Origin of the sequence: Streptomyces eurocidicus, from assembly GCF_002891295.1 — a bacterium.
GTDB lineage: Bacteria > Actinomycetota > Actinomycetes > Streptomycetales > Streptomycetaceae > Streptomyces > Streptomyces eurocidicus.
The window spans coordinates 45,463-60,415 of record NZ_LGUI01000005.1; the positions used below are offsets into that span (position 1 = coordinate 45,463).

At 70.5% G+C, this 14,953-nt stretch carries 11 protein-coding genes; 3 read left to right on the plus strand and 8 right to left on the minus strand.

The features are described from left to right. Positions 1 to 99 precede the first annotated feature (99 nt). From AF335_RS33820 to AF335_RS17320, 4 genes are all read right to left on the minus strand, one after another. Entirely contained in the window at positions 100 to 1,113 is a 1,014-nt protein-coding gene (locus AF335_RS33820; RefSeq protein ID WP_170127728.1) for a transposase, read from the minus strand. 130 nt (positions 1,114 to 1,243) lie between these two features. Beyond that, positions 1,244 to 1,657 (minus strand): hypothetical protein, encoded by a 414-nt coding sequence (locus AF335_RS17310; protein WP_146045549.1) that lies wholly within the window; start codon positions 1,655 to 1,657, stop codon positions 1,244 to 1,246. Between the two features lie 149 nt (positions 1,658 to 1,806). Beyond that, entirely contained in the window at positions 1,807 to 5,046 is a 3,240-nt protein-coding gene (locus AF335_RS17315) for an ATP-binding protein (RefSeq protein WP_102919306.1), read from the minus strand. Positions 5,047 to 5,266: 220 nt separating this feature from the next. Next, complete coding sequence (locus AF335_RS17320; RefSeq protein ID WP_102919307.1) at positions 5,267 to 6,241, minus strand: LysR family transcriptional regulator; 975 nt, start codon at positions 6,239 to 6,241, stop codon at positions 5,267 to 5,269. Between the two features lie 110 nt (positions 6,242 to 6,351). On the opposite strand from AF335_RS17320, the gene AF335_RS17325 reads away from it, so the two are divergent. Both AF335_RS17325 and AF335_RS17335 read left to right on the plus strand, forming a co-directional pair. After that, a complete protein-coding gene (locus tag AF335_RS17325) occupies positions 6,352 to 6,975 on the plus strand; it encodes a LysE family translocator (protein WP_102919308.1) in 624 nt (207 codons plus the stop codon). Between the two features lie 450 nt (positions 6,976 to 7,425). Further along, positions 7,426 to 7,995: a hypothetical protein gene (locus AF335_RS17335; RefSeq protein WP_102919310.1), complete on the plus strand. Its 570-nt coding sequence runs from the start codon at positions 7,426 to 7,428 to the stop codon at positions 7,993 to 7,995. A 119-nt stretch (positions 7,996 to 8,114) separates the two neighbouring features. Here the strand turns inward: AF335_RS17335 and AF335_RS17340 are convergent, their stop codons facing one another. After that, entirely contained in the window at positions 8,115 to 8,723 is a 609-nt protein-coding gene (locus AF335_RS17340) for a TetR/AcrR family transcriptional regulator (RefSeq protein ID WP_102919311.1), read from the minus strand. A 219-nt stretch (positions 8,724 to 8,942) separates the two neighbouring features. Then, positions 8,943 to 9,677: a transglycosylase SLT domain-containing protein gene (locus tag AF335_RS17345; protein ID WP_102919312.1), complete on the minus strand. Its 735-nt coding sequence runs from the start codon at positions 9,675 to 9,677 to the stop codon at positions 8,943 to 8,945. A 623-nt stretch (positions 9,678 to 10,300) separates the two neighbouring features. Between AF335_RS17345 and AF335_RS17350 the strand changes: the two genes are divergently transcribed. After that, a complete protein-coding gene (locus AF335_RS17350; protein WP_244927066.1) occupies positions 10,301 to 12,913 on the plus strand; it encodes a M4 family metallopeptidase in 2,613 nt (870 codons plus the stop codon). Positions 12,914 to 12,973: 60 nt separating this feature from the next. Here the strand turns inward: AF335_RS17350 and AF335_RS17355 are convergent, their stop codons facing one another. Both AF335_RS17355 and AF335_RS36425 read right to left on the minus strand, forming a co-directional pair. Then, positions 12,974 to 14,212: a glycosyltransferase gene (locus AF335_RS17355; protein WP_102919314.1), complete on the minus strand. Its 1,239-nt coding sequence runs from the start codon at positions 14,210 to 14,212 to the stop codon at positions 12,974 to 12,976. Between the two features lie 316 nt (positions 14,213 to 14,528). Then, positions 14,529 to 14,843, minus strand: coding sequence for a response regulator transcription factor (locus AF335_RS36425; protein WP_311775595.1), 315 nt, complete (start codon positions 14,841 to 14,843; stop codon positions 14,529 to 14,531). Positions 14,844 to 14,953 lie beyond the last annotated feature (110 nt).

Genomic DNA, 14,953 nt, shown 5'->3' on the forward strand with positions numbered 1-14,953 from the left:
CTGGGATATGCGGTAGTTGTTCTTGCTGCGTTCTTTTTCTGAACCACCGGCTCCTGGTGTACGTACTGTTGACCCGGCGCGGCCAGGAGGTTTGCAGGTTTACGGCCCAGGGTGACGTGATACGAGCGAGGGCGGTCTTTCTGAACCTTTTTCTGCCTGATCATGTTCGCCAGGCGCATGCCTCAGTAAAGCCCGGGTTAACGATTCACCGGAAGGGTTTCTTCGGGAATCACTCGATCGGATTACATGAGAGGGTTGCTTTTCGGACGTCCTGGCCCCGGCGGCGCCGCGGGGGGGCATCTGGTCCGCTCGGGGCACGGACCACACTGCCGCTTGCCGAACCGGACCACCGTGAAGGGTGCCATAGCCCGGGGCTTGCTGCACCAAGATCTGCCGCAGGACCTCGCCCTGCGGCAGAGTGCCGCCGGGGCAGCCCGCGTAGATGTGGTCGAGCAGGGTGCGGGCGTCGGTGCCGGCCTGGGTGAAACGGGCGACGGAGTGACTGGGCTGGCCGCACATCCGCACCTGCCGTCCGTAGCGTTCGCCCCACTCCGCGGTCACAAGATCCTCGAGCAGTTCAGGGGGCGGTGCGGGCGAGGTTCTCCACGACGGCGCGGACCGCTTCGGCGACCAGCTCGGGTCTGCCCGGCTCCCTCGCGGCGAAGAGGATGCAGATGGAGTCGGTGCGCCGGTGCCCGCGTTCCTTGACCAGCCCCGCCTCGCCTCCTTCGGCCGCTTCAGGGCGAGGCCGAGCAGCAGGTCGGCCCGGTCCTCCTGGGCCAGCCGATCACGGAAGTCGCGGAGCACGCTGTGGTGGAAGCCGGGATCGTCCAGCTCCAGGCCGAGGACGTATTTGACGTCGATGCGGCAGCGCGCCACCTCGGCGGCCTGCCGGTCGGAGAGGTGGTGCAAGTGCTGCAGCACGCAGACCAGCGCCGGCTGGGCGGGCGAGATCCCGGGGCGCCTGTCGCGCGGGTGCCAGGCGACGAGGCCCTCGTCCCACAACCCCTCAAGCCGGTCGCGCACCCACACGCGGTCGTGCCTCGCGGGTTCGCCACCCGGGCCACCCGTGCGGTCAACGGCGTCCTCGACCACGACCAGCCGCAGACGCACGGCCTTTCCCCCCGCCCGTGCCCGCCATGGTACGGACGGCCACACCGTGCCTGTCACTTGTGTCAGCTGGTAGCGGCCGAGGTCGCCACCAGCCGGTTCTCACTTCTCCCTGTGGGCCATCCCCACCTCGTTACGAGGCATTCTCCGTCTTGCTCGCGGAGCAGGTGTTTTCGATGACGTTCTTGGAGCCGTACTCCCCCAGGCAGACCTTGTAGCGGATCCACCCGTTCTCGGGAAGGTTCAGGTTGTGGTCGACCTTCCCGTCGCCTTCAGAGCCGGAGTGGTTCCGCAACTTCAGCGGCAGCCCGTCGGACCGGTCTCCGATGACGACGACCGAGTGCCCGTCAGCCTTGTTGTCCCAGATCAGCATGTGGTCCCCCTCCTTGATGAAGGACGCCGACCCGGCACACGTCGTGTAGTCGTCGCTGGTGCACCGGTCGCCCACGTGCCGGGTTTCGGCGGCCTGCGCCATGGCCGGGGGAATGCCGACCGCGACAGCGGCGGTGAGCGAGGAAACCGCTAAGGCCCATCTCCTGGCGTTCATCTGATTCATCCTCCTGCGACGTTGTTCGAGAAGCGGGTGCCATGTATCGCGCCTCCGCTCCCTCGATATTCCTGGAACCTGTCCACGTGAGATCGAGACATCTCGCGAGGTCTGCGCAGAGCGTGCCGTCAATGAGCTTCAGAGCGGCTTCAGAGTGGCTTCAGACCACGGTCCCGTTCCCGTAACGCCGTCAGCGCGGCGGCCCGCAGTGCGTCCCGGTCCAGGGCGGCATACGCCGATACCGCCTCGGTGTACGCGGCCCTGTCGGCTTGTTCGGCCGCCTGCCGGGACAGCGCGGAGGACATGGTCGGCTGGAAGACGCGCAGGTAGCGGAAGCGTTCGGCCAGGGCGATCAGCCGTGTTCCCGACCTGGTGCGGCGCGCGTCGCCGGTGCGCAGACCGTGGTCGAGGTCGGCCATGCCGAGCGCGAGCAGCAGCGCACCGCAGAGCGGAGGGTTCACGAGGCCTCCGTCAGGCCACGGCGCGGCGGCGCGGGGAGCCATGAGCGCCGGAAGCCGGTCCTGGAGGGTGAGGGTGAGGTCCTCGACGAGGTCGAGGCAACCGTATCGCGCGTGGGCGGTCACGGCGACGGCCTGGACCTCCAGGGCCCAGGGCTCCAGGTCCAGTTCGAGGTCGGAGACCGGGCCGGCGGTGCTGCTTCGTACTCCTTCGGCGGCCCGGCGCCACAGGCGCAGCCCGTCTTCGGTGTCGCCGCGCGCGAGTGCGATCTCGGCGCGTACGCCAAGGCCGGGCGAGAGGACGTCCGGTGCCTCTTGGGGCTCGTGCAGCGTCGCCTGCGCCACCCAGTGCTCGGCTTCTTCGAGTTCACCGGTGTGCAGGTTGGCGAGCGCCATGCCCCACCGGACGCCGATCGGGTCTCCCTCCTGGAGGCCGGGCTCCCTCAGGACCTGTAGTGCCGACCGTAGATGGTGCAGTGCTTCGCGTCCTTGCTCGGTCTGGAGGCACAGTCTGGCCATCTGGGCGGGAGCCATGGCCTGGATCCACGGGATGCGCAGCTCCTTGAAGGCGTCGAGCATGCGCTGGGCCGCCGACAGCGCGCGACCCGGGTCGTAGGAGTTCTCCCACACAAGGCTGGCCACGCAGTTGGCCACGCCGGAGAGCAGTGACTCATCCCGGTCGCACAAGGCATTGAGCACCGATTCATCGGGGCCCAGGAGTCCAGGCAGGGCGCACAGGACGGTCGAGGCGGCCCCTACCAGGGTGTTCGGTGAGGCCGGTGGCAGGCGGCGCAGGGCGACGAGCGTGCGCGCCGCTCCGGGGGCGAAGCCGAGGAACAGACTCATGGCACAGGTGGCCGTGGCGGTCCGGGTGACCTCGACGTAGTCGGGCCGGGGCCGGAAGTGGGAGAGCAGGGGGCCGGCGTCCTGGGCGAGCGGGACGAGGCGAGCGTAATTCGCCTCGGTGGTCCACAGGGTCGCGAGGACCGCGGTGGTGGCCGCGACCGCGGCGCCGTCCTCCTGGGCGAGGCCGAGCCGCAGCGCCTGGATGAGGTTGTCCTGCTCGGCTCTGATCCGCTCCCATGCCTCGAAGGGGGCGGGCCCGAAGAGCGCGTCGTGGTGCCGCATCCCGAAGTCGCACGCCCATGCCAGGTACCGGCGGGTCACGCGGTCGTCCTCGCCTGAGCGCGCCCGCTGGGCTGTGCAGAACTCCCGTATCGTCTCCAGCATCGCGAAGCGCGCGCCGGCGGCCGTGTCCACCACTTTGACCAGCGATTGGTCAACCAGATCCGTGAGCACTTCCAGTACCTCGCCGTCGCGGAACAGGCCGCCGAAGAGCTCGTCGTCATCGAGGAGATACCGGGCGGCGTCCGCCGTGAAGCCGTTGGGGAAGACCGACAGCGTACGCAGCACCGCCTGCCCTGCCGGGTCCAGGAGGTTCCAGCTCCAGTCGACGACGGCGTGCAGGGTGCGGTGGCGGGGCGGGGCGTCCCGTGCCCCGCCCCGTAGCAGGGCGAACCGGTCCGCCAGCCGGTGGCTGATCTCACCGACCGTCATGACGCGTACCCGCGCCGCCGCCAGCTCTGCGGCGAGCGGCAATCCGTCCAGGCGGCGGCACAGCTCGGTCATCGTCCCGGTGGGCAGCTCGGCGCCGGGGCGAGCGGCCCGGGCCCGCTGCCGGAACAGTTCGACGGTGGTCGGCAGATCCAGCTCCGGCAGCGGATACACCGATTCGGCGGAGATGCCGAGGGGAGCCCGGCTGGTGGTGAGGACCCGCAGGTCGCGGACGGCCGACACCAGGGCCTGCACCAGCTGCGCGACACCGCGGATCACATGCTCACAGTTGTCGAGGACCAGCAGCGCGGGGCCGGGCCCGAGCGCGCCCACCATGCCGGTGAGGACATCGGCGGGGACGGCGGACGGGAGTGTGTGGAGGCGCAGTGACTCGCCGACCCCGAGAGCCGACGCGACCTCGCCGACCACATCCGCGTCGCTGGTGATACCGGCGAGCCCGACCAGATGCACCACCCGCTGCTCCGCCTCGCGGCTCACCGCGTGTGCGAGGCGGGTCTTACCCAAGCCTCCTGGTCCGACGATCGAGGTGACCCGGGAGGTCCGCAGCATCTCCGCCACCGCGACGGTGTCGGCGGCACGGCCGAGCAAGGGATTGGGATCGTGCGACACCCCGCGGCGCACCGCGGGCGCCGCCCCCCGCAGCAGTTCCTGATGTACGCCCTGCAGCGCGGGTCCCGGGTCGGCTCCGAGTTCCTCGCGGAGCCTGCGGCGGTAACCGTCGTATGTGGCCAGAGCAGTGGCCGGCCCCACGGTTGCCGCCTGGCAGCGCACCAGTTCGAGCAACACCTCCTCGTCCCGCGGCAGCTCACGCACCAGGTGCGTGAGCGGTTCGACCGCCTCGGCCCGGCGAGCGAACCGCGCGAGGGCCAGAGCACGGATCTGTATGAGCGACCGGTACACCGGGGCCCGTTCCGCGCGCAGCGCGGACACCGGATCGCCGGGGGCATCCCCCTCGCACCGCACGCCGTCGGCACCCCACAACGCCAGGCCCGCCTCGGCTTCCGCGAGCGCCGCTGCCGGGTCCTCGCTCCGCAGCCGCTCCGCACCCGCCGCGGCGTGGAGCAGGACGGCGGAGCTGTCGACCTGCTCCTCACCCAGCGCGAGGCGATAGCCGGTAGCGGTGCCGACGATCACGCCGGCACCGAGAAGGCTCCGGGCGCGCGCGACCAGAGTCTGCAGCGCCTTCACGGGATTCCGCGGTTCCCCGTCCCTCCAGAGGCCGTCCACCAGGAACGCCGTGCTGCACCCGGTGCGTGGTTCGCCCGCCAGAAGAGCGAGCAGGCCGCGCAGCCTGGGCGCGGTGACCTCCTGGTCACGGTAGGAAACCCGGCACAGCAGCATCAGTTCAGTGGCCATCAGAACAGTTAAGCAATGGCCCATGGTCGGCACAGCCAACATCACGGACAGTCTTGTCGGGTGCCGCTCAGTGCTTCAGCATTCCGGGCAAAGTCGCGGTGGGCTGTTCAGTGTTACGCCCATTGCTTCAGTGCCGCGAGCCGGCTGCCGACGTCGATGATCGGTCGGAGCGGGGCCGGCGGCTCCGGACCAGGCGGTGTCGATTCAGAACCGGGGGCTTTCAGGCTCCGTGCGGTGAGTTCGATGAGCGTTGTTTTTCTTGCAGGGGAGCCTCCCAGGTGGCGGTGATGTCGCGGGCGACATCGCGTAGGAGGTCGATGAGCATGTCTGCGAGTGGTGTGAGGCTGGCGTCTGTTTTGGTCACGGCGTAGAGCTGGCGGTAGGGCCTGGGGTGGGCCAGTTCGCGATGGGTGGTGCCGGGCGCATGGGTCAGGGCCAGGCGCGAGACCAGGGCCACTGCGCTGCCTGTGCCGACGAGGGCCTGGGCGACATCGTAGGACTCGGTCTCGAACCGCACGGTGGGAGTGAAACCGGCCTCGCGGGCAGCGTCGTGGAACTGTTCGCGGGCGGCATGGCCGGCCAGGATGGAAACCCACGATTCGTCGCGCAGTTGTTCCAGGTGAAGTTCGGTGTCCGCGGGCTGCCCGATGGCCAGTGGATGGTCGTCGGGGAGAACCACGACCATCGGGTCCAACAGGAGCGAGTGGGCCCGTATGTGTGGGGGCGGCGCGAGCGGCGTGCCCCAGGACGCGACGATGACCATGTCCAGGCGTCCCGCGCTGATCTCATCCGCTCCGCGTCCGGACACCACGTCCACGACCGAGACGTCGGCGTCCGGATGGCGGTGGCGCAGCGCCGTCAGGGCGGGTGGCAGCAGGTGCAGGGCGGCTGCCTGGAACGTTCCGATCCGCAGCCGTAGGGAGAGGTGGCCGAGCAGTGCGGCCAGTTCCGCCTCGGCCCTGTCCGAGGCCTCCTCCACGGTTCGACCGTGGGAGGCCAGCAGCGCGCCGGCCGCGGTGAGCGTTGCCCCGCGAGGACCACGGATGACCAGCGGCACCTGCCAGTCGCGCTCGGCCTTGACCACCTGCTGTGTGATCGCCGCGGGCGTGAGTTGGAGGGCGCGAGCCGCCGCCGTCAGGGAGCCGTGCCGCTCGATCAGCGCGAGAAGGCGGAGCTGCCCCGGGTCCATCACCATTCACTCATCTTAACGCTACACCCCTCTCTTTTAACTTCTCTTGGGGGCGCGGGACAGGAAGCCTGGTGGTGCACCCATCGACCGCAATCCCCGGAAGGGGTTCTTTTCCCATGCCCACGCATGTGCCCGTTTTCATCGCCACCACCTTGCTGCTGGCGATGCTGCCAGGCGCGAGTCAAGCCCTGTTGATCCGACAGGTTCTGGAAGGCGGCCGACGCACAGTCCGAGGCACGCTCGCGGGCAACGCCACCGGCTTCCTGCTGTGGTCCACGGCCGCCGCGGCCGGGCTGTCCGCCGTCCTGCTGGCCAGCCCCACCGCGTACGCGGCGCTCCGGATCGCAGGCGGCATCGTGCTGATGGGCCTCGGAGTGAAGACGCTACGGACCGCGCTCACCACCGTCTCCACCCGCCCGCCCCACGAGGGCGGGCGCCGCACCGGCTTCGCGGGCGGATACCTCACCGGCCTGAGCACCAACCTCGGCAACCCGAAGGCCGGCGTGTTCGCCGTCTCGGTGCTGCCCCAGTTCGTGACGGCGAAGGGCCCGGTGTTCCTGTCGACCGTCGCCCTGGGAGCCTTGTGGGCGCTCGTCAGCGCCTCCTGGTACATGTTGCTCACCTGGGCCGTCGGCCGAGGGCGCGCCTTGATATCACGGCCGACGGTCCTGCGGGGGCTCAGTGTGACGACCGGTGTCGTGCTGCTGGGGCTGGGCGCCACGGTGGCAGCAGGTGTCTGAGGGCGGGCACTTCTTCCAGCGCCCGACCGCGCGGGCCGTCTACCGCTGAGGGCGTCGGCATCGGTGCGCAGCCGCGCTGGACGGCTGCGGCGACGGCTCCCCGGCCGCCGTGGCGGTGAGCCGGTCGGCGGCTCGGCGTCGGTCATGAGGGGCACCTGCGTCTGATGGGCGGCGCCGAGCCGGACGACGTGGACGCGGCCGGGACTTCGTCCCGCGCGGCGGTGGGCATAGCGCGGGCGGTGCGGATTGCGGTCCGCAGAGCGAGGCCGGCGACCCGGGCGCGCTCGTACCGGCTCGATGCCCGCGGCGGTTCGCCGTGTGCCCACGCCGAACCGCACACCCCACCGCCCGGGCGGGCCGAGCCGCCGGACTCCCCTGCACCGACGCCTCGTTGACGCGCACGCGCAACCAGCCCGAGACTGTTTGGCCTCAGACTTCTCGGGAGGCACAATGCGCGCACGCGCCCTTGCCGTCACCCTCGTCACCGCTGCCGTCGCCGCAGCAGCGACCCAGGCCACCGCTCAGCCGTCGGAGCCCCGGCCGAAGACTCCAGCCGCCTGGTGCAAGGCCCAAGGCGGCGACCCGGCGGCTTACCGGCCCTTCTACGACTCCGGCAGCAAGCTCACTCCACTCGGCGGCCAGCGGGAGCTGTGCGAGTTCACCGCCACGGACCACTCCCGCATAACCGTGGCCACCGACACCCTCGCCGCTGACCTGCCGACCCTCGCCGCACTCGCGTACGTCCGGAAGCCGGCCCTGCCCGAGCACCCGCAAGGCAACCCCTCCGCCGCCTACTGCGCCGCCATCGGCGGAACAACCCAGTTCGGCAACCACAAGAACGACGTCGGCGGATGGATCAAAACCAGCGACCCGACCGATCGCGACCACCTGCGAAGCATGTGCCTGTTCGCCGACGGCTCCACCATCGACGCATGGGGACTCACCTACCACACCAACGGCGTGATCCGCGGCGCCGACCTCACCACCAAATTCCGCGCCGCCATCCCCACCGACCGCTGATCCGTCCTCCGGGTGGTGTGGAACGCGTGCCGATCACGCGTCCCACACCGCCGTCGACCCACAACGCCTCATACTCCTAGCGGATCGCCAGACCCTCCGAGGCTGCGTCCATATCGTCATCAGGCCAAACGCCTTGCCGATTCCCGCAGTTGCTCGATGCCGTTGTCCAGCGCCGCCTTGAGGTGGGTGGAGTCACCCGTGGACATCATGATGGAGACGCCACCCTGGATTCCCGCCAACAGCGCGGCAGAACAACGCTCCACGTCGAAGCCCGGCGACACCAGGCCACCGGCCTGGAGGGCGCGCATGCCGTCGGCGAGTTGCTTCTGCCACTGCCGCATGAGTTCCGTGACGATGGCGCGGGCTCCAGGGGTCGAGCGGCCGACCTGCAGGAACAGGGCACCCAGCGGGCACTGGTCACCTTGGCGCTCGTAACGCTCCACCACAGCGTCCCGCCACCGCCCCCACGACTCCCATGAGTCCAGGGATCCCAGATGCGGCTGCTGGTCCGCCAGGACGCGGTCCGCCTCCCACTGGGCCACCGCCAGCAGCAATTCGTCCTTGCCCCCGGGAAAGTAATGGAAGAGCTGGCTCTTGCTCGCGTTGGCGCGTGCGCGGATATCGTCGAGCGTCGTGAAGGAGACACCTTGCTCCCGCAGCACTTCGGCCGCGCCTTCCACGATGCGAGCCTGGGTGGCCCGGCCTTTGGCAGTGGATGCGTTCTGCATATCGCCCCCCTTGAGTGGACTGATGAGTCCACTTTAGTTCTCGGCCCCACAGACATGCACTCATCGGCGGCACCTTGACGTCGCACCGGCTCGGCGAGCAAGGCTCACGGGGGCAACCAGCGACGCCTACCAAGCACAGCGAAGGGCGGCGGCACCCCTTGTCGTTCGGGGTGCCGCCGCCCTTCGCGTGGAAAGTGCGTGGGGTGATCAGTGGGGTGATCAGTAGGCGGAGTTGACGCGGTCCATCGAGCCGTACTTGTCGGCCGCGTAGTTGCAGGACGCGGCGATGTTGGCGACCGGGTCGTAGATGTCCCAGGACGTGCCCTCGACGTGGTACGCCTTGAACGTCGGGTCGATGATCTGCAGCAGGCCCTTCGACGGAATACCGGCGGCGGCGTTGGAGTCCCAGTTGTTGATCGCCTGGGGGTTACCCGTCGACTCACGCATGATGTTCCGCTTGATGCCGTCATAGGAGGCGGGGATGCCCTTGGCGCGCAGGATGTCCAGCGCCTCGTTGATCCAGCCGTCCAGGTTGTTCCCGTAAGCCTTCTTCTCAACCGCAGCCGGAGCCTGGGCCGGGGCGGCAGGAGCCGGGGCGGCCTGGACCGGCTTACGCTCCTGCGAACGGCTCGCCGTCTCCTTCCGCGCACGCTCCGCATCAGCCTTCGCCTTCGCAGCGGTCTCCGCGGCGTTCTTCTGCGCGGCCGCGGCCTCGCTCTTCGCCGTGGCGGCGGCACCGGCCACACGCTGGGCGAGCTCGCCCTGCGCCTGGTCCTCGGCGGCAACGGAGGCGGTGGTGCTCCACGCGACAGGCTTGACGTCCAGCGCCTGCGACTCGGCCGAGGCCGGAACGGCGGCGAACGCCACCGCGGCTATCCCGGCCGCGGCGATACCAGCGGTGGAGAGCTTGTGGACCAGGGGCAGACGGGTATAACCGGAGATGGTGGAGCGCATAACTGAGCTGAACCTCTTCCAATCGCGGATGTCGCAGGCCCGGAAACGGCGCGGAAAAAGCGCCGCGTCTCGATCGACGGCGCCAAGCGACCCCGTAATTGTTAGCCGCCGGAAAACCCCCTGGCAAAGGTGTGACCTACTACCCCACACCGTTCACGGACATCCCCGCCACACCCGCACACGCCCGCAATATCCCTTTTCGCGGGGCAGCAGGGGTCCACTACATCACCTCGTAAGTGACCCACGCCCCATGCCCCACCTCACACCCGCACCCCCGCCGGCCCACCCACCGCAACCGAATGCCCGCATTCAGTAATCAATCCTGGGCCCGGCCGCCCGCGCCGAACAGCGCCGCCCGTCCGAAACCCGCCCACGCGCCCGTCCCCCGCATTGCCGGACACAGCCGACCTCCGCTTCCATGACTGGTCCGACATCCCGCGGAGGGGGGAATCGTGCGCCCGAGAACATCCAGAGCGGCACGAAGCGGCTTAACCGGTGCGGCGACGCTGATCAGCGTCGCCGCACTCGTCGTTTCCGCAGTTCCGGCGGCCGGTGCCGCGCCGGTACCGCAGACAGGCCCCGAGGAGGTGGTCCCGGGGCAGCGCACTGCCACGCCCGGGCTCGTGAGCGGCATCCGGGAGCCGGTGACGGCGGAGGGAAGCGCCGCGGACGCGGCGCGCGGGCACCTCGCGGCCAAGGCGAGCCGCTACCGGATCGCCCGCCCCGATCGCGACCTCACGCCGGTACGGACCACGGTCGCCGGCGGCCTGGAGACCGTACGGCTGAGGCAGCGGCACCGGGGCGTGGACGTCCTGGGCGGGGAGTACGTCGTCCGGATGGAGAGCAAAGGCGGCGAGCGCGTCGTCACCGGCACCTCCGGGAAGTACTTCACCGGTCTGAAGGTCGCCACCGAGCCGGAGGTGGCGGCGGAAACGGCGGTCGAGCTGGCGGTGGACGCGGTCGAGAGGCAACTGGCCCCACGATGGCCCGACGGCGATGCGGACCACGCCGAGGAGCAGCCGCTGAGCGGCACCGCCCGCGGCCTCGTCGTCCTTCCCCGGGGGCCCGGCGTACTCACCTGGCAGGTCACCGTGCGGGGCACCGACACGGCCACCGGGCTGCCGGTGCTGAGCGAGGTGTACATCGAGGCGAGAACCGGCCACCCGGTCCTTCAGTACAGCGGCATCAAGTCGTTCACCACGCCCGCGTCGGCCCCGAAGGGCGCGAGTCCGCCGGACCGGTCACGTATGCCCGCCGTCACACAGGACGGCGGCGGAACGAAGGGGTCCGGCGTCAGGATCGACGGGACTGCCGTCGAGCTCCAGGTGGACCGTGACGAGGCACGCAAGGAGTACGTGACGCGCGACCGCAGCCGGACCGAGGCCGGCGGCGGCAAGAACCTGATCTCCACCTGGGACGCGCGCGGGCGGTACTGGACCGAGCTGGTGGGCCGGTGGCCCATTCCCGGCCTCAAGGAGTTCGGCTCCCCCACTCCGGCGTTCGGCCGGGAAGCGACCGAACTGGGCGTGGTGGACGCCCACTGGGCCGCGGGCAAGGTCCACGACTACTACAAGAAGGTCCACGGCCGGGACAGCCTGGACGGCCGGGGCCTGCCCGTCAACTCCCTGGTGGGCTTTCCGGAGAGCCCGTTCGCCCAGTGGGACGGCACCAAGGTCATTTACGGTGGCAGCAATCAGGAGTACCGCCCGTTCTCCTCCGCTCTCGACGTCGTCGGGTACGAGCTGACGCACGGCGTCATCGAGAACAGCGCGGGGCTCGTCCCCGCGGCCCAGTCCGGTTCCCTCGGCGAGGCGATCGCCGACTATTTCGGCAACGCCATCCAGACCGACCTGTACGGCCTCCCCATGGACAGTCCGGATTCCGGGCTGCTGGGCGAGACGCTGTGCCGGGCGAAGGGCCCTCGCGCGTGCGCCGCCCGGGACATGAACGACGGACGGACCACGTCGAAGTCCTTCCAGGGTGTCGCGTTCTCCAACGACAACGGCGGCGTCCACCTCAACTCCACCATCTTCTCGGGCGCTCTCTGGGACATCCGCGAGGATCTGGACACCGCTCTCGCCGACAGGATCGTCTACAAGGCTCTCACGCAGTACATGAGCCCGTTGGACGGCTTCACCGAGGGCCGCAACGCGGTCATCGCCGCGGCCCGGGACCTGAAGGTCACGGACGGGCAGCTCAGGGCGGTCGAGCGGTCCTTCGACGCCCACGGCATCGTGCCCGACTGGGAGCTCGCCCTGGGCGTGGACTCCGACCTGTTGTTCGGCAGGCTCAACACCGATGCCGCCGTCGGCGCGGGTGGCGGCTGGTGGGTGACGTCGAAGTCCAACGACGACGGAGTCGAGCCGTACTCCGTCTGGGCCGGGCGCGTGGACGGCACCGGCGCCCCCCGACGGATCAGCCCCAACGACGGGCGGTACCACACGCGTCCGGCCACCGACGGAAAGACCGTGGTGTGGAAGTCGACCCGGGGCAGCAGGAACCCGGAGGTCCTGGCACGGCCGCTCGCCGGCGGCCCCGTCAAGAAGCTCTTCTCCACCGACTCCTACCGGGCCGACATCACCTCACTGCATGTCGAGGGGAAGGTCGTGACCTTCGCCTTCCACCCGCTCCGCGGCGGCTCACGCGTGGTCTACCTGCGGATGGGCGAGACCGATCCCGTCTACATCGAACCCTCCGCCGGCGGCCGCGCCGCGGGAACCGGCGCCCCGTCGCTCAGCAACGGCCGGATCGCCTTCTCCCACTTCGGCCGCGGAAAGCACGACATCGAGGTCCTGGACGTCGCGACCGGCCACCGGACGGTCATGCGGCAGCTCGGCACACCCCTGTCCGCCGGCCATACGGCGATCACCGGCACGTACGTGTACTGGCTGGCCACGGAGGACCCGGAATACGCGCGGACCGCGGTGCGCCGCGCGAACCTCGACGGCACCGGCGTCGTCGACATCAGCCCCGCCATGGGCAAGGACGCGCTGCACGGCATGTTCCTGACCGCGTCCGACGAAGCGGTGACCGTCGCCGCGCAGACGCCCGACGACAAGCTGAGCAGGCTGTGGCAGCTCTCACCGGACGGCGCACGCCTGGGGCGGGTCTCCTGCAACCGCGGCGAGCAGACCACCTACGCCTCGGCAGGCGGCAAGCAGGTGGTGTGGGTCGACCGGACCACCGGCTACAACGACCTCGTCGTCCGCAACCGCCCGGCGGGGACCTGCGGCTGACCTCCGCTCGCCCGACCGCTGTCACCGCCCGCCGGTCCCCGGTTCGGCGTTCCGGGTAGTTCACGCCGGCCGGGGCGGCCCTCCCCGGCCGGCTGCCTCGTCGAGAAGCAGTTTCGCGGCCACCGTCGCACCGTCGGTGCGGATCGTGGCGGCCACGGCCCTCGCTCGCGCCCGGGTCCCGGGCGTCAGGGCCGTGGTGAGCGCGGCCGCCAGGGACTCGGTTGTCGGGGCCGGGCCCGCGTGGGCCACGCCGATGCCCAGCTCGGCCACCCGGGCGGCCCAGTGCGGCTGGTCCGCGATCTGCGGCACCACCACCTGAGGGGCGCCGGCCCGGGCGGCCGTCGTCGTGGTGCCCGCGCCGCCGTGGTGCACGACGGCGGCGACGCGGCGGAACAGGGCCTGCTGGTTGACCTCGCCCACGGCGAAGCAGTCGTCCCGGTCGTCGATCAGGGCCAGGTCCGCCCAGCCGCGGGCGAGGAGGACACGGCGGCCCTGCGCGCGGACCGCCTCGACGGCCACCCGGGCGAGGTCTTTCGAGAGGTGCCCGGCCATGCTGCCGAAGCCCACGTACACCGGCGGTTCACCGGCTTCCAGGAACGCCTCCAGCCCGGCCGGGAGCGGGCGTTCGTCCGGCAGGATCCACGCCCCGGTCTGCACGAGGTCGAGTTCCGTCATGTCCTGCCAAGGGCCCAGGACCGGGTCGGCCGCCAGCAGCCCCCGGTCGGTGAAGACGTAGTCACGGACGTTGTCCACCGGCGGCAGGCCGATCGCCGCGTGGTGCCGGTTGAGTGCCTCCCCGTACAGTGCGTTCACGCGCTGGGCGTCCTGCTCCCACAGCACCTTGAGGTCGGTCTCCTCCTGCGGGGACGGCGTGCCCGGCCGCCGCCCCGGGCGGAAGTGCCGCGACGGCAGCCCGAAGGGCTGGAAGCACGCGAACATATAGCGGATGCCCAGCTTCTCGGCCACCGAGCGTGCGCCGGCCGGCATCAGGCCGGTCGCCAGGAGCACGTCGCATCCCTCGGCCGCCGCGGTGAGCGTGTCGAACCGCGCGGCGACCAGCTCGGGCGCGAGCCGGAAGGCGTCCTGAGCCGTCGGCGGCCGCTCGCCGCACACCACCGAGCGCACCGTCGGTCCGAGCGGCACCAGCTCCACACCGGCACCGGCCAGCAGCGCCACGAACTCCTCGTCCGGCGGCGCGCACACCCGTACCTCCGCGCCGAGTTCCCGCAACCGCGCCGCCAGTGCGGCCAGCGGTTCGACATCCCCGCGTGATCCCCATGTCGACAGCACCACACGCATATCGCAAATCCCCCTTTTCCCCAGGTTCCGGCCTCGGCCGACCATCCTGCGGCACAACGGGGGTCTTGCCGCAAGCCCCCTGGTGCGCTATAGCTTGAGAAGGGCGGGGAGGAAAACGCGGCCCGTTGACACACGGGCATCCGGCGGCCGGCAGCAGCCGCCCCCATGAATCTCCTCCCACCGGATCACTGACTCTTCGTCAGGAAGCCGCACGTCACGTTCGCTTGCCGAAGCCACCGCACGCCGTGCGAGGGACACGGTAGAGCCATTCTGCCCAGGGTGCCCTCCGGCAGGATCCCGAGCCGACGACCGACGGCTACCGGTGTTCCCGCGCCTGCGGAGCCCCGTCCATGTGGCCGTGCCGGTAGGCCCAGGCAGCGAGTTCGACCCGGTTGCGGAGATCGAGCTTCAGCTGGGTGCCGGCGAGGTGCTTCTTGACCGTGCCGAGGGAGATGTGCAGGCGTTCGGCGATCTCGGTGTTGGTGAGGCCCTCGGCGGCGGCCCGCTCGCCGCCGCGGTCGCCGAGTCCGTCCGCCGCCGGCCCTCCCTCCCGACCGCCCGGGGCCGCCGCCCCCCGTCTCGCACCCGCGTACCCCCGACCACCCGCCCCCGCCCTCTTAGCATCAACCACCCTGCTGTCAAAGGCGATTTGCGGCCAAGGGACGGGACATCGGAGCCAACGCCGACTCACCCGCGCTCCCCCGTGTGCGCGTGCAACCCTGCGCGCTCTGCCGCGGATGT